This window comes from Myceligenerans pegani (assembly GCF_014892515.1).
GTDB classification, from domain to species: domain Bacteria; phylum Actinomycetota; class Actinomycetes; order Actinomycetales; family Cellulomonadaceae; genus Myceligenerans; species Myceligenerans pegani.
Window position 1 is genome coordinate 45,462 of sequence record NZ_JADBGR010000097.1, and the last position, 15,222, is coordinate 60,683.

Annotated in this window: 10 protein-coding genes; 9 read left to right on the forward strand and 1 reads right to left on the reverse strand. The window is 73.7% G+C overall.

Annotated features, from left to right (window positions below):
- The 9 genes from IIE03_RS16315 (at position 1) to IIE03_RS16355 (ending at position 14,251) form a co-directional block, all read left to right on the forward strand.
- Positions 1–4,401 carry an FtsK/SpoIIIE domain-containing protein gene (locus IIE03_RS16315; protein WP_192863813.1) on the forward strand — a complete coding sequence of 1,467 codons (4,401 nt, stop codon included), beginning with the start codon at positions 1–3 and terminating at the stop codon, positions 4,399–4,401.
- Between the two features lie 448 nt (positions 4,402–4,849).
- Positions 4,850–5,212, forward strand: coding sequence for a hypothetical protein (locus tag IIE03_RS16320; RefSeq protein WP_192863814.1), 363 nt, complete (start codon positions 4,850–4,852; stop codon positions 5,210–5,212).
- A gap of 35 nt (positions 5,213–5,247) precedes the next feature.
- Positions 5,248–6,483, forward strand: a complete 1,236-nt coding sequence (locus IIE03_RS16325; RefSeq protein ID WP_192863815.1) for an MFS transporter — start codon at positions 5,248–5,250, stop codon at positions 6,481–6,483.
- A 29-nt stretch (positions 6,484–6,512) separates the two neighbouring features.
- Positions 6,513–6,986 carry an SRPBCC domain-containing protein gene (locus IIE03_RS16330; protein WP_192863816.1) on the forward strand — a complete coding sequence of 158 codons (474 nt, stop codon included), beginning with the start codon at positions 6,513–6,515 and terminating at the stop codon, positions 6,984–6,986.
- Entirely contained in the window at positions 6,983–7,315 is a 333-nt protein-coding gene (locus tag IIE03_RS16335; RefSeq protein ID WP_225997877.1) for an ArsR/SmtB family transcription factor, read from the forward strand. The genes IIE03_RS16330 and IIE03_RS16335 overlap by 4 nt, the downstream gene beginning before the upstream one ends.
- A 1,024-nt stretch (positions 7,316–8,339) precedes the next feature.
- Positions 8,340–10,664, forward strand: coding sequence for a HelD family protein (locus IIE03_RS16340; RefSeq protein ID WP_192863817.1), 2,325 nt, complete (start codon positions 8,340–8,342; stop codon positions 10,662–10,664).
- A gap of 209 nt (positions 10,665–10,873) precedes the next feature.
- Positions 10,874–12,256, forward strand: a complete 1,383-nt coding sequence (locus IIE03_RS16345) for an alginate lyase family protein (protein ID WP_192863818.1) — start codon at positions 10,874–10,876, stop codon at positions 12,254–12,256.
- A gap of 126 nt (positions 12,257–12,382) precedes the next feature.
- Positions 12,383–13,009 (forward strand): antibiotic biosynthesis monooxygenase, encoded by a 627-nt coding sequence (locus tag IIE03_RS16350; protein WP_192863819.1) that lies wholly within the window; start codon positions 12,383–12,385, stop codon positions 13,007–13,009.
- Positions 13,010–13,162: 153 nt separating this feature from the next.
- Positions 13,163–14,251 carry an NAD(P)-binding domain-containing protein gene (locus IIE03_RS16355; protein ID WP_192863820.1) on the forward strand — a complete coding sequence of 363 codons (1,089 nt, stop codon included), beginning with the start codon at positions 13,163–13,165 and terminating at the stop codon, positions 14,249–14,251.
- Positions 14,252–14,277: 26 nt separating this feature from the next.
- On the opposite strand, the gene IIE03_RS16360 is transcribed toward IIE03_RS16355, so the two are convergent.
- Positions 14,278–15,204: an alpha/beta hydrolase fold domain-containing protein gene (locus IIE03_RS16360; protein WP_192863821.1), complete on the reverse strand. Its 927-nt coding sequence runs from the start codon at positions 15,202–15,204 to the stop codon at positions 14,278–14,280.
- Between the last annotated feature and the right edge of the window lie 18 nt (positions 15,205–15,222).

The window sequence follows — 15,222 nt, forward strand, 5'->3', positions numbered from 1 at the left end:
ATGCGGGTGCTGATCACCGCGCACCACGGGGTGCGCGAGGCGCTGCTGTGGCTCGAGGTCGACGAGGCGACGCCGGTGGCGGACCTCGCGGAGCGGATCGCGGCGGAGGTGGGGGCGCCCCGTGGGGCCGCCCTGTTCGTGGACGACGTCGCCGTCCCCGCGACCGCGGCCGGCGGCGAGCCCGTCCTCGCGGCCGACTCCGGCCTGCGGGACGGCGCGCGGATCACGTTCACCCCGCCGGCGGACCAGGGCGCCGGGGGCGGCGGGCCGGTGGACCTCTGCGTCACGGGCGGCCTCGGGGCCGGCGCCGTCGTGCGGCTGGGCGTGGGGGAGTCCGTCCTGCAGATCGGCCCGGACGGCCGGGTGCGCGTCGACGAGCGGCGCGAGGGCGGACTGCCCGCCGTGGCCGTCGTCGTCGCGCTGGACGGACGCGTGACGGTGCGCCGGATCCCGGAACCGCGATCGGCCGGGCAGGCCGTGCACCACGACCGCCTCGCCGAGCCGCTCGGCGAGGACGATGTCGAATGGCCGGCCGGCACCCAGCTGCGGCTCGGCCCGAGCGTGCTCACCGTGCAGTCCGCCACGCGTGCCGACGCCGACCTGCGGCCGGGCAAGGAGCCCGGCACGCTCGACTACAACCGGCCGCCGCGGCTCCTGCCGCCGGACCCCGCCACCCACTTCCGTCTCCCGGCCGAACCGCCGCCGCCCGCGCGCAACCCGCTGCCGTGGCTCGCCATGGCGATGCCGGCCGTGCTGGGCGTCGTGATGGCCATGGTGTTCCAGTCGCCGTACTTCCTGATGTTCGCGCTGGCCTCGCCGTTGATGGGGCTCGGCAACTGGTGGATGAACAAGCGCAACGGGAAGACGACGCACAAGGAACGCCTGCGGCAGCACGCCGAGGAGCGCGCCACCCTGGAGGCCGAGGTGCTCGACGCCGTGCGGCTCGAGCAGCACCGCCGCCGCATGTCGAGCCCCGGTGCCGGCGAACTGCGGATCATCGCGACGACCCCGACCCGCCGCCTCTGGGAACGCCGCGACACCGACGCCGACCACCTTGCCGTCCGCTTCGGCCTGGCCGACGCGACCAGCCGCGTCGAGGTCGAGGACGCGGAGGAGCCCGAGCACCGGCGGCGCACCAAGGCCACCGTCAACGCGGTCCCCGTCACGGTGTCGCTGCGCGAGGCCGGCGTCGTCGGCATCGCCGGGCCGGGCGACTGGCCGCGCCGCCGCGCCCGCTGGATCGTCGGCCAGCTCGGCGTCCTGCAGAGCCCCCGCGACGTCCAGGTGTACGTCCTGACCAGCCCCGAGCACGTGGCGCAGTGGACCTGGGCCGCCTGGCTGCCGCACGTGCGTCCCGGCCTCGGGCAGGACGCCGTCGCCCTGTTCGGCACCAGCACCGACACGCTCGCTGCCCGCGTCGCCGAGGTGAACGCGATCATCACGCAGCGGCGCGCGGCCACGCAGGAGGTCGGCGGGGCCAAGGCGGGGTTCGGCCCGCAGGTCGTCGTCGTGCTCGACGGCGCCCGCCGGCTGCGTGCCCTGCCCGGCGTCGTCGCCATCCTGCGGGACGGGCCCGCCGTCGGCGTCAGCGTCGTCTGCCTCGACGGCGACGAGCAGCTCCTGCCCGAGGAGTGCACCGTCGTCGCGCAGGTGCGGCCCGACGGCGCCATGACGCTGCGCCGCCAGGACGCGGACGACCTGCGGGCCGTGACCACCGACGAGGTCGCGGACGACTGGTACGAGCCGGTCGCGCGTGCCGTCGCCGCGGTGCACGACGTCACGGCCACCGAGGGCGCCGGGATGATCCCCGACTCCGCCCGCCTCGTCGAGGTCCTCGGGATCGAGGACGCCGACGCCGAGCTGTTCGCCGCCCGCTGGCGCGGCATCGGAAACGCGGGCAGCACGCTGGCCACCGTCGGCGTCTCCCTCGACGGGCCGTTCGGTCTCGACCTCATCAAGGACGGTCCGCACGGGCTCGTCGGCGGCACCACCGGATCCGGCAAGTCCGAGTTCCTGCAGACCCTCGTCGCCTCGCTCGCCGTCGTCAACACGCCCGACACCATGAACTTCGTGCTGGTGGACTACAAGGGCGGCGCCGCGTTCAGCCGGTGCGAGCTCCTGCCGCACACCGTCGGCATGGTCACCGACCTCGACTCCCACCTCGTCGAACGGGCGCTGGACTCGCTGCGCGCCGAGCTCACCCACCGCGAGCACGTGCTCGCCGCGATCGGCGCCAAGGACCTCGAGGACTACCTCGACGCCCAGAACCGCGGTCATGCCGGCCCCACCCTGCCGCGCCTGCTCATCGTCATCGACGAGTTCGCCTCCATGGCCCGCGAGCTGCCCGACTTCGTCACCGGGCTCGTCAACATCGCCCAGCGCGGCCGCTCCCTCGGCATCCATCTCATCCTGGCCACCCAGCGGCCGTCCGGCGTCGTCTCGCCGGAGATCCGCGCCAACACCAACCTGCGCGTCGCGCTGCGCATGACCGACAAGAGCGAGTCCCAGGACGTCATCGACGCCCCGGACGCCTCGGAGATCACCAAGTCCCAGCCCGGACGCGCCTATGCGCGACTCGGCGCGTCGTCGGTCGTGCCGTTCCAGTCCGCCCGGGTCGGCGGGCGCCGGCTCACGCGGGCCGACGTCGTCGCGGTGCCGCCCCCGTTCGCCGGCCGGGTCGCCGTGGCCGAGCTCGGCAACCCGGCCCCGAGACCCCGCAGGACCGAACGGCGGCAGGAGGTCGAGACCGACCTGGCCGCGCTCGTCGACACCCTCCGCGCCGCCGCGCGCGACGGCGGCTGGGCCGAACCCCGCAAACCCTGGCTCCCGCCGCTGCCCGGACTGCTCCCGCTCGCGGGGATCGCCCAGCCGGCGAACCCGTCGGCGTTCGCGTGGGCCCTCGAGGACGAGCCCGGCCGGCAGCGGCAGGGACCCGCCGAGATCGACCTCGACGAGTTCGGGCACCGGTACGTCGTCGGTGCCGCCGGAACCGGCCGGTCCACCGCCCTGCGCACGACGGCGTTCGCGGCCGCGACGGCCATGTCCGTGCGCGATCTGCACCTCTACGCGCTCGACTGCGGCAACGGCGCGCTCGCCGTGCTGGACGAGCTGCCGCACACGGGCGCCGTCGTGCAACGCGGGCAGGCGGACCGGGCCAGCCGGCTCCTCACGCGCCTGCGGGCAGAGCTGGGCCGGCGTCAGCAGGTGCTCGCCGCCGGCAACTTCGCCAACGTCACCGAGCAGCGGGAGACGGCGGACCCGGCCGACCGCCTGCCGCGCGCGCTCGTGCTGATCGACCGGTGGGACAGCTTCCTGACCACGTACGGCGACGCCGACGGCGGGGCGCTCCTCGACATCGTCACCGAGCTGATGCGCGACGGCGCCAGCGCCGGCATCCACCTGATCATCTCCGGCGACCGCGCGCTGCTCACCGGCCGGATGAGCACGCTCACCGACGACGTCGTCGTGCTGCGGCTCACCGACCGGATGGACTACGGCATGGCCGGGATCAACCACAAGAAGCTGCCGGAGGAGGTGCCGCCGGGCCGCGCCTACCGCGGCGGCAGCGGGACGGAGACGCAGATCGCGATCCTGGGCGACGACCCCTCGGGGCGGGCGCAGAGCGCGGCGGCGCGCGCGGCGGCCGCGCGCGTCCGGGAACGCGAGGTCGTGGCTCCCGGTACGGGGCCGTTCCGGGTGGACGACCTGCCGTCGACCATCACGGTCGACGCCGCCTACCGGTACGCCGGGCCGGAGGCGGCCTCGCCGATGTGGGCGCTGCTCGGGGTGGGCGGCGACGACCTGACCGCGTTCGGGATGGACCTGGCCGGCGACGCGCCGTCGTTCATCGTGGGCGGCCCGGCGCGGTCCGGCCGCTCCACGATGCTCGCCGTCATGGCGGAGTCGCTGCTGCGCGGCGGGACCGAGCTGGTGGTCGCGGCGCCACGGCCGAGCCCGCTGCGCGACCTCGCCGGGCGCGACGGGGTGCGGACCGTGCTCACGGACCCCGAGGCGCTGACCGAGGAGGCGCTCGCGCCCCACCTGGAGCCGGACGGCGCCCCCGTGGTCCTCCTGGTGGACGACGCGGAACTGGTGGCGGACTGCCCGGCCAAGGGCTGGCTGCGCTCGTGGTTCCGCACGGCGGGCGACCACCGGCGCGCGCTCGTGCTCGGCGGGGAGGCGTCCGAGGTGGCGAGCGGGTTCTCCGGGTGGCAGGTCGACGCGAAGAAGAACCGGCGCGGCGCGCTGCTCAGCCCGCAGGACCGGTTCGACGGCGACCTGGTGGGCGCGAGCCTGCCCCGCTCGGCGGTGTCGAGCCAGGTGGCGCCGGGCAAGGCGCTCGTCCACCTGGGCTCGGGAGACCTGACGACGGTGCTGGTCCCGACGGCGCCAGGGACCTGACGCGGGGCGGGGTTCGGAGGATGTGTGGTCGGGGGTTTTCGACCTTCTGCACTGAATCTGGGTCTTGAGTCCGCTCGCGCGATGGCCTGCGCCTGCTGCCCCAGAGCCCCTGGACCCACGCAGGCCCCCGGACCGGGTACTACGGGCCGGATCAGAGGCACGCGGCAGCGCTGAGTGCTGCGCACCGGTGGAGTGGAACATCGGGGTTCCTCCGGCGCTCGGCCTGTTCCTGATCGTGCAGCTCGTACAGCTGGTGCTCGCCCCGGGTACCGGCCTCGACCCTGCGCTACCACGAGGCCGAGGGCCTGCTGCCCGCCACCCGCGCAGACGAAGGGTACCGCCCGTACGCTGGACCGGCTCGCGTTCGTCGCCCAGGCCAAGCACCTGGACCTGCCCCTACCGCGGTGCGTGACCTGGTCACGTGTGGGAATCCGAACCCTGCCACACGGTGCGGGCCACCTACCGGCCGATGCTCGCCGAACGTATCCAGGAGACCGCCGAACGACTCACCCCCCTACGCGCCCTGCGCGACACCCTGACCACCGCCGTCGCGCACTTGGACACTCTGCCCGACCGCGAAGAGCCCTGTGACGCGTCGTGCGCGCTCCTGAATGGACCCCGCCGCCAGCTACGCCTCGTGACGCAATCGGCGACCACCGGGGCTGCTCCGGTCGCGTGCACGCTGAACGGCACCGACTACACCGACTACACCGAACGCATCGCCGCGCCCTTGCTCGCTGACTTCCGAGCAGCCTTCTCCGCCACATGCAACCCAGGGGTTGCAATTAGTCGACGACTGTGTGATGGTTGAATGCAACTAACGGGTTGCATATCTAGGAGGTCCCGATGTCTGACCGACGGAGTTCCGCAGGAGGTCGTTCACCAGCGGCCATCGTCCTGGGCGTCCTGTTCACGGGGACGTTCGTGATGGGGTGTGCCGAGATGCTGGTGGCGGGCATGCTCGACCTGATGTCCGCAGACCTGGCCGTCCCGTTGTCAGCGGTGGGCGCGCTGGTCTCGGCGAATGCGATCGGGATCGCACTCGGCGGGCCGCTGCTGACGTTCGTGACCGCCCGGCTCGACCGGCGGCCGGTGCTGCTGGCCGCTCTGGCCGTGTTCACCGGGTTGAACCTGCTACCCGCCCTCGGCGCCGGTCTGGAGACCTTCATCGCGGCCCGCGTCGTGATCGGCGCCGTGGAGGGACTGTTCATCGCAGCGGCGATCACCACGGCGACCTCGATCGTCCCGCGGGAACGGGTCGGCCGGGCAATGGCGGTCGTGATCTCCGGGTTCGCCGTCTCCGGAGCGGTAGGGATGCCACTGGGCCGCCTGCTGGGCGAAGCGGTGGGGTGGCGGGTGTCGTTCCTCGCCCTCGTCCTGGCAGCCACCACCGCTCTCCTGGTCGCCCTGCTCGCGGTGCCCCGCGTACCGGCCGAGGCCGAGGTCCGGATGCTGGGTCAGCTGCGGTTCGCACTCCACCCACGCGTGCTCGCGGTGCTCGCCGTGGGCGTCCTGCTGTTCGCCGGCACTTCGGCCGCGCAGACCTATCTCGTCCCGTTCCTGGGCACCGTGGCCGGGATCTCCGGACCATGGGTCGGGGTATGCCTGATGGGCTTCGGCATCGCCGCGGCGATCGGCTCGTTCGCAGGCGGCAGGTTCGCCGACACCGGAGCCCCACGCGCCCTGGCCCTCGGCACCCTGGCCGTCGCCGCCTCGCTGACCCTGCTCGTCCTGTGGGGAGCGAACCCTGTGGTCGCGGTGGTTGCCCTGCTCGGTCTCGGCATGTGCGGCGCGGGCATCACGAGCCCCTGGCAGCACCGCGTCGAACACCTCGCCGGCCCCGGCGCCATTCTTGCCGCGTCGCTGCCTGCGTCGGCCGGGAACCTCGGCGACGCCATCGGAGCCTTCGCGGGAGGGCAAGCGGTCGACATCGGTGACGTCCCCGCGGCGATCGTCGTCGCCGCGACGCTCGCCACCGCGTCCATCGCCGCCGCGATCGCCAGCCGCTCACTGCGCCCCGTGCACTCATCGCATGCGGCCGAACCCCAGGAACCTCGACCCGAACCTGCCACCGCCCCCTGACCAGCGACACACAAGAGACGGAGACAATCATGGAGAACACGCGCAACCCCCAGGCAGTGATCGACATCGACACCTTCACCGTGCGACGCACGATCCTCATCTACGCGTCCCTGGAGAAGGTCTGGCGCACCGTCACCGAACCCGAGCTGATCTCGCAGTGGTTCGGCCAGGTCACCCTCACCGGTTCCGGCACCGGTGCCGTCGGCACGATCGGCTGGCTGGGCGAGCGTCGGGTGCCGATCAGGGTCGAGACCTTCGAACCTCCGCGGGAGGTCTCCTACCGCTGGTGCAACGAGGAAGGCCCGCTGTCGGACACCGTCGACGACGAGCGCGCGACGGTCTTCACCTTCACACTCGAAGCGATCTCCGGCGGCACCCGGCTCACGGTCGTCGAGACCGGCTTTGAGCACACCAGCAACCCGGAACAACTCATGACCGACCACCGGGGCGGGTGGGACGGGGAACTCGACAAGCTCGTCGCCCTGCTCGAGGACCACGGATGAGCGGCGCAACGCCGCCGGACGGAACCCTGATCGCCATGTGCAGCGCCCTGGCCGACGAGACCCGGTGGAGCATCCTGACCGCCCTCGGCCAGGGCGACGCCTCAGCGTCCGCCCTGGCCCGGCACCTACCCGTCACACGGCAGGCCATCGCGAAACACCTCGCTGTCCTGCACGACGTCGGCCTCGTGGAGACCGTGCACGTCGGCCGCGAGGTGCGGTACCACGTCATCGGGGCCGAGCTCAGCGCCATGGCCCGCCACCTCGACGCTATCGGCACCGCATGGGACCAGCGCCTGTCCGCCATCAAGCACATCGCCGAGAACCTCTGACACACCCACCTCCGGCATGTTGCTGGGTCGGCCACGTAGTGGGCACAGTCGGGTCTGCTGCAGGTAGGTGTGGCGAGACAGGCGCATCTGGAGCTGGTCGACGTTGATCCGCCGCTCGCCGAGGTCCACGCCGGGGATCCCCACGCATGGGTACCGGCCCGCCTGCTCGGTCGAGCTGCCGACCCGGCCCCGGAGTACCTCTGTGGCCAGGTCCCGCAACCACGGCGGGGTGATGTCACCCAGACGCATCGCGCTGTTGGTCAACGAGCCCGGCTTGACGACGGCGACCTGACCTCGTCCCGCCACCACTCCGCGACCGGATCGGCGCCCGCTAGCTCCAACCGGTTCACCCACCGCCGCAGCATCGGGCCAGCCAGGCGCGGCATCGCCGTCGTGTCGATCTCGGTGAGGCCGCTAGCTTCGCACGCCCGTTGGCCAGTGCCCACGCGCTACTGCTTGATGTGCACGCACCGCAATGCGATCGTCGAGGCGGCGCGGCGCCGTGGATCACCCGGCAACGCGCGCACCACGCTCGCCAGGCCCAGCTCCTTGGGCACCGACTGCAAGTCCGTGACGAACAATGCGAGCTGGCGGGCGTCGCACGAGGTCGGGTCGACGCTCTTGAGCGTGCACCAGTCCCACCACCAGGCCAGGGAGTCCGCCAGGCCGAGTACACCAACGCGTCCTCGCGGCCTGCCACGCTTCGAACCTAGAACGCGCGGCTCACTCACGTGTGCGACACGCCGACGACTCCCATTGCAGGCGCCAGGCATAGCCCCGTGTGCCTACGTGTGCGACCCCCTGCGGAGAGGAGTACGGAGAGCCCCCGACCACACGAGCACAACGGGAACGGAGAGGCTTGCCCTCCGTTCCCTTTTCAACGTATAGCGCACAGGGGGTCTTGCGGCAAGGCCCCCCTCCTGCCGCACAGTGGTGCACCCGAGCCACGGTCCCGCCCGCCACGGACCTGGCGGGAATCCCGCACCCATGCCCCGACCGGGGCACGAGCGACCGGAGCGCGCACATGAACCCCCTGACCACCCGTGTGTTCGACCTGCCCGAACGCCTCGCGGCGAAGGACGACCCGGCACTGATCGCCAAGGACGAGCGGTACCTCGCCGCCGTCGCGGAGAGCATCGAGCGCTCGATCGAGGAGCTGACCGCCCGCCTCGACGCCGCGCGCAAGACACCCGCCGGGCGCGGCCAGCAGGCGCTCGACCGTGACCAGGAGGTCCACCGGCTGACCGCCCGCCTGCGCACCCTGCGGCGGTACGGCGTGGACCTGTGCCTGGGCCGCATCGTCACGACCGAGGGTGAGACCGTGTACATCGGGCGGCTCGGCCTCACGGACGACGGCGCCGTCGGCCGCCGCCTGCTCGTCGACTGGCGCGCTCCCGCCGCCGAGCCGTTCTTCGCCGCCACGCACGCCGACCCGATGGGACTGGTGAGCCGACGCCGCTACCGCTGGACGCGCGGCCGGATCACGGACTACTGGGACGAGGTGTTCACCGCGGACGGCCTGGAGGGGAACGCCGCGCTCGACGACCAGTCCGCGTTCGTCGCGAGCCTCGGGGCGAGCCGCTCACCCCGGATGCGGGACGTGCTCGGCACCATCCAGGCCGACCAGAACGCCATCGTCCGTGCGGACTCGCACGGCGCGCTCGTCGTCGACGGCGGCCCGGGCACCGGCAAGACCGTCGTCGCCCTGCACCGCACGGCCTACCTGCTCTACCACGACCCGCGCCTCGGGCACCGGCGCGGCGGCGTCCTGTTCGTCGGCCCCCACCAGCCGTACCTTGCCTACGTCTCCGACGTGCTGCCCAGCCTCGGGGAGGAAGGCGTGCGGACCAGCACGCTGCGGGACCTCGTTCCGGAGGGGGTCACCGCGGCCGCCGAGACCGATCCCGAGGTGGCCCGGCTCAAGGCGTCCGCCGGTATGGTGCGTGCGATCGAACCCGCCGTCGGGCTCTACGAGACGCCGCCCAGCGAGGGGATGCTGGTCGAGACGCCCTGGGACGACGTCTGGCTCGCCCCGGAGGACTGGGCCGAGGCGTTCGCGGCGGCCGAGCCCGGCACGCCCCACAACGACGCGCGCGACCAGGTCTGGGACGCGCTCGTGGACGTCCTCGCCGACAAGCTCGCGGAGTCCGTCGCGGCCGCGGCCGACGACGGGGCCGGTGTCGACACCGGCACCGACACGTATGCCGAGGAGCACTCCGGCGGGTACCCGGGTGACCATGCCGGCGCGTCCGCCGCCGACGACCAGTTCGACGCGTACGGGCTGGCCGGCGAACCCGCCGATGCCCCGCTGCGCCGGGCGCTCGCGGCGAACCGCGACCTGGCCCGCGCGTTCGGCCGGGCCTGGCCGCTGCTGGAGCCCACGGACCTGGTCGGCGATCTCTGGTCGGTGCCCGCCTACCTGCGCAGGTGCGCGCCCTGGCTCACCCGCGACGAGGTCGGCCGGTTGCAGCGTCCGGACGCCCAGGCGTGGACGACGTCGGACCTGCCCCTGCTGGACGCGGCGCGGCTGCGGCTGGGCGACCCGGAGGCCTCCCGGCGTCGCAGGCGACAGGAGGCGACGGCGGCCGCCGAGCGCGAACGCATGTCCGACGTCGTGGAGGACCTCATCGCCACCGACGACTCCGACCTGGGCGTGATGTCCATGCTGCGCGGACAGGACCTGCGCGCCGCGCTGGTCGACGACGCCGCGCTGCCCGCCGCCGACCCCGACCTGCTCGCCGGCCCGTTCGCGCATGTCGTCGTGGACGAGGCGCAGGAGCTGACGGACGCGGAGTGGCAGATGCTGCTGGCCCGCTGCCCGTCGCGCAGCTTCACGATCGTCGGCGACCGGGCCCAGGCCCGGCACGGGTTCACCGAGTCCTGGCCCGAACGGCTCGAGCGGGTCGGGTTCACCGGCGTGGAGCAGGCGTCGCTGAGCATCAACTACCGCACGCCCCAGGAGGTCATGGCGGAGGCCGAGCCGGTCATCCGCGCGGAGCTCCCGGACGCCAACGTGCCGACGTCGGTCCGCGGCACCGGCGTCCCGGTTCGGTACGGGCCGACGACGGATCTGGTCGCGGTCCTGCGGGAATGGCTGGCCGGGCACGCCGAGGGGACGGCGTGCGTGGTCGCCGGCGCCGCGTTCCAGGGCGCCGCGTTCGAGGGAACCGATGGGCTCGAGGGGGTGGAGCGGGTCCGGTGGCTGACGCCGGAGACCGTGAAGGGCCTGGAGTTCGACCTGGTGGTCCTGGTCGACCCGGAGACGTACGGGACCGGGATCGAGGGCGCGGTCGACCGCTACGTCGCGATGACCCGGGCGACGCAGCGGCTGGTGGTGCTGACCAGCTGAGAGACTCGTGGCGGGCGCGGCCGGCCGATCGTTCGTGTCGCCGGGCGACCGGCAGACCGCGGGCCCGGCCGGCCGAGTTCCGCGCGGCCGCGTTCGCGGGCGGCCCGTTGACGGTCCGGCGACGGTGCAGCGCCATGGTGTTGACGGGCCGAGGGCCCCGCGCCGTGTTTACCGCACCGATTTCCGTTCTTTATGTCAGGCTCTCTGTCGTGCGCCTTTCCGTCGCCTTGGTGCTGACCGTGCTGATCGCCGTGAGCGGGTGTGCCCAGAGCCCCGTCGGCGTCAAGCGCGCGCTCGCCGAGCCGACGGTCACGCCGAGCGCGGCGTCCGAGACCGCTGTGTCCGCCGAGTCTGCCGAGTCCGGCCGGACGCGCGCGCCCGACGTCCCGGACGCCGTGAGCGAGGTCCGGCCGGCGCCCCGGTCCGGCAAGGGCGAATCCGGGCAGGCCGGATCCGGCGAGCCGGCCGGGGAGGGCTTCGTCCATCCCGGCGTGTTCGTCGACGAGGTCCTGCTCGACGCCATGAGGCGCCGGGTCGAGGCGGGGGAGGATCCCGCGGCCCAGGTCTTCACCGAGATGATGCGATCCAAGTGGGGATCGCTCGACCACCGGGCCGAGCCCCGCGCGGTGGTGGAGTGCGGGGGACACCAGAACCCGGACCACGGCTGCACCGAGGAGCGCCGTGACGCCCACGCGGCCTACGCGCAGGCGCTCGCCTGGGTCGTGACCGGGGACGAGGCGCACGCGCGCAAGTCGATCGAGATCATGAACGCCTGGTCGTCGACGATCCGGGGGCACACCAACACGAACGCCCGCCTCCAGGCCGCCTGGGCCGGGGCGATCTGGGCGCGGGCGGCGGAGATCATCCGCCACACCGGCGGCGGCTGGCCCGAGACGGACGCCGAGCGGTTCGAGAGGATGCTCCGCGACGTCTACCTCCCGCAGGTCACCGAGCGCTCGTACGCCAACGGCAACTGGGAGCTGGCCATGACGGAGGCGGCCGTCGGGATCGCCGTCTTCCTCGACGACCGGGAGGTCTACGACCGGGCCGTGTCCGTGTTCCGCAACCGGGCCCGGGCGTACGTCTACCTGGAGTCCGACGGCGACCTGCCGCGGGAGGCGTCCGGCAGCCCGTACGACACCGAGCACGAGATCATCGCCTTCTGGCAGGGCCAGCGGGACTTCCGGAACGGCGTGGCGCAGGAGACGTGCCGCGACCTCAGCCACACCACCCTGGGCCTCACGGCGATGTCGCACGTCCTGATGACGACGTCGATCCAGGGCGACGATCTGTACCCGCGGGTCGGCCCGCGCCTGGCGGCGGCGTTCGAGCTGCACGCCGAGATCGAGCTCACGGACGCGGTGCCGTCCTGGCTCTGCGGCGGGTCGGTCGACGGACGGCTGGAGTACCTGCCGTCGTCCGCGCTGTCCGTCCTCGCCGGCCGGTTCGGCTGCCCGATGACGTGGTCGCGGCGGCACGACGACGCCTGGCGCACGTTCGGCACCAACGAGCTCCTGACGGCCTGGGAACCGCTCACCCACGGCGCCCCCGCCGGCCCGAGAGGCTCCTCGGACCCGGAACTCTGCCCGTGACGACCAGCGGTGCGGGAGGCGGTGCGGTCGGCGGCGCGGTCTCCGCTTGCACGCCGTCGTCCGGCGGCGGAGTGTGGGAGGGACGGCAGTGCCGTCCGGGCGCTGCCCCGAGGCTGGGAGCCTGTCATGTACGTACGCACTTCCGAGGTGCGGGGAGACCCCGCCATGCTCGACGAGGGCCTGCGGCTCGTTCGCGAGGAGATCTACCCGACGGTCACCGCCATGGACGGCTGCGCCGGGATGTCCGTGCTCTACGACCGTGACATCTGCCGGGTCGTGGCCACGACCTCGTGGCGGTCCGAGGACGCGATGCGGGCCAGCGCCGACGCCGTGCGCCCGCTCCGGGAGAGGGCCGAACGGGCGCTCGGCGGCACGGGCGGCAGCGAGGTCCACCAGTGGGAGGTCGCCGTCGTGCACCACGACCACCCCGTGCCCGACGGCGCCTGGGCGCGACTCACCTGGCTGACCTGCGACCCGGGCATGATCGACCACGCGATCGACCTGTTCCGCATGGCCGCCCTGCCGCAGATCCAGGAGTTCGACGGATTCTGCGGTGCGAGCCTGATGGTCGACCGCGGCGCGGGCCGGATCGTCGGCACGGCGGCGTTCGACGGACTCGGGGGGATCGAGGCGAGCCGCGACATGGCCGCGGACGTTCGCGAGCGGATCGCGAGCGAGGTGGACGCGACCGTCGAGGGCGTCGAGGAGATGGAGGTCGCGTTCGCCCACCTCCACGTCCCCGAGATGGCGTGACACGCAGGCACCACCCATCGGCTCGCCCCCGTCTGCCCTCCCTCCTGGGACCGCGACGGGCCTGTCGTGGCCGGGGGACCGTGACCGGGTCGGCCGGCCGTCGGGCTGGTCACATCCGGGCATGGAACGGCCGGGCGTGGGGTTGTGCCCCGTGTGGACGTGTATGACTCGGTCGTGATCGGAGCCGGCCAGGCGGGCCTGTCGGCGTCGTACCACCTGAAGCGGCTCGGCATCGCGCACGTGGTGCTCGACGCCGAGCCGCGCGCCGGCGGCGCCTGGCAGCACCGATGGGACTCACTCACCATGGACGACGTCCACGGCGTCGCCGACCTGCCGGACGGGCCCGCGCCCGGGCGGTCGACGGACCGCGCGAACCGGGCCGTGCCCGCCTGGTTCGGCCGCTACGAGACCGAGCACGGCCTGCCCGTGCGCCGGCCCGTCCGCGTGAGCTCGGTGACCGGCCGGGACGACCTGCTGGAGGTGCGCTCCGACGCCGGCACCTGGCTCGCCCGCACCCTCGTCAACGCGACCGGCACCTGGACCCGCCCGTTCGTGCCGCACTACCCGGGCGCCGAGACGTTCGCCGGCGAGCAGCTCCACACCCACGACTACCCGGGCCCCGAGCACTTCCGCGGCAGACGCGTCCTCGTCGTGGGCGCCGGCGCCTCGGCCGTGCAGTTCCTCGGGGAGCTCGGCCCGATCACCGACACCCTGTGGGTGACGCGCCGCGAACCGGTCTGGCGCGAGGACTTCGACGGCCGGGAGGCCGTCGGCCAGGTGCTGGAACGGGTCCGCGCCGGCCTGCCGCCGGCCAGTGTCGTGAGCGTCACCGGCCTCGCCCTGCGCCCCCAGGAGCAGGCGGCCGCCCGCCTCGGCGTCTACGACCGTCGCCGCCCCATGTTCTCCCGGATCGAACCCGGCGGCGTCCGCTGGGACGACGACGCCCGCGACCCGGACGAGTCCGCCTACGAGCCCGTCGACACGATCCTCTGGGCCACCGGCTTCCGCCCGGCCGTCACCCACCTCGCCCCGCTCCACCTGCGCAGCGAGCACGGCGGCATCCCGCTCCTGCCGGGCACCGCCGACGTGCAGACCGCGGTCACCGCCGCCCGCGACCCCCGCGTGCAGCTCGTGGGCTACGGCCCCTCCGCGAGCACCATCGGTGGCAACCGCGCGGGCCGGGCCGCGGCGCTCGCGGTCCGCCGCCACCTCACGCGCGAGCTGGTGCGCCTGGAGGCGTAGACGCCGCCCGATCTGGTGGCGTCGGGTCAGGCGGTCGCGTGGGTCTCGCGCAGGAGTTTCGCGATCCACGTGTAGGTCTCGCGGCCCGTGGCGTCGTCGGAGATGTCGTAGCCGTGGTCCCTGTCCGGGATCTCGCGGTAGGCGACGAGGGCGCCCGCGGACTCCAGGCGGTCGGCGTAGCGGCGGGCCTCGGCGCGCAGGATGTCGTGCTCGCAGGCGATCACCACGGCGGGGGCGATCCCCGTCAGGTCCGCCGTGTCCGACGGCGCCGCGGGTGACGCCAGCCGGTCGGCGCGTTGTCCGGCGTCGGGGATGTAGGCGGCGTCGAACATGTCACCCATCCAGGGGCGCAGCAGCGGCTTGGCGAGGGGGGAGTGCTTCTCGGCCGCGGGGACCGTGAGGTCGAGCGGCGGGTAGTGCAGCACCTGCAGCGCGACCCGCGGGCGCGCCCGCTCGAACGCGAGCCGGGACGCCGCCGCGGCGAGCGCGCCGCCGGCGCTCTGCCCGCCGACGCTCAGGCGTCGTCCGTCCCACCCGTGAGCGGCGCCGTGTTCGGCCGCCCAGTCCAGCACCGCGTGCACCTGGTGCGGGGGCACGGGGAACCGCGCCTGCGGGGCGACGTCGTAGTCGACGTTCAGCACGACGACGCCCGCCTCGGCCGCCAGCAGACGGCACCAGGGATCGTCCTGGTCGGCTCCCCGAAGCACGAAGCCCCCGCCGTGCAGGTTCACGTACACGGGCGGGGGAGGGCCCGCCTCCTCCGGCGGCCGGTACGCCCAGGCCGTCACCTCCCCGTGCGGTGTGGGGACCACGAGCGGCTCGGGCACGCCCGGATACTCGGGCAGCCGGTGTCGCGCGGCCACGGTGAGCCGCCGTCCGGCGGCGGAGTGCAGCGCCTGGACGCCGCGGGCGGCGACGGCGGCCAGGCGCGGGTTGCGCAGCGGCGAGGGCATGGGCCATACGGTACCGAG

Excerpts from the sequence above, each read along its gene's own strand:
- IIE03_RS16340 (WP_192863817.1), top strand. The coding sequence starts at position 8,340 with ATGAACCCCCTGACCACCCGTGTGTTCGACCTGCCCGAACGCCTCGCG.
- IIE03_RS16350 (WP_192863819.1), top strand. The coding sequence starts at position 12,383 with ATGTACGTACGCACTTCCGAGGTGCGGGGAGACCCCGCCATGCTCGAC.
- IIE03_RS16335 (WP_225997877.1), top strand. The coding sequence starts at position 6,983 with ATGAGCGGCGCAACGCCGCCGGACGGAACCCTGATCGCCATGTGCAGC.
- IIE03_RS16325 (WP_192863815.1), top strand. The coding sequence starts at position 5,248 with ATGTCTGACCGACGGAGTTCCGCAGGAGGTCGTTCACCAGCGGCCATC.
- IIE03_RS16330 (WP_192863816.1), top strand. The coding sequence starts at position 6,513 with ATGGAGAACACGCGCAACCCCCAGGCAGTGATCGACATCGACACCTTC.
- IIE03_RS16360 (WP_192863821.1), bottom strand. The coding sequence starts at position 15,204 with ATGCCCTCGCCGCTGCGCAACCCGCGCCTGGCCGCCGTCGCCGCCCGC.
- IIE03_RS16315 (WP_192863813.1), top strand. The coding sequence starts at position 1 with ATGCGGGTGCTGATCACCGCGCACCACGGGGTGCGCGAGGCGCTGCTG.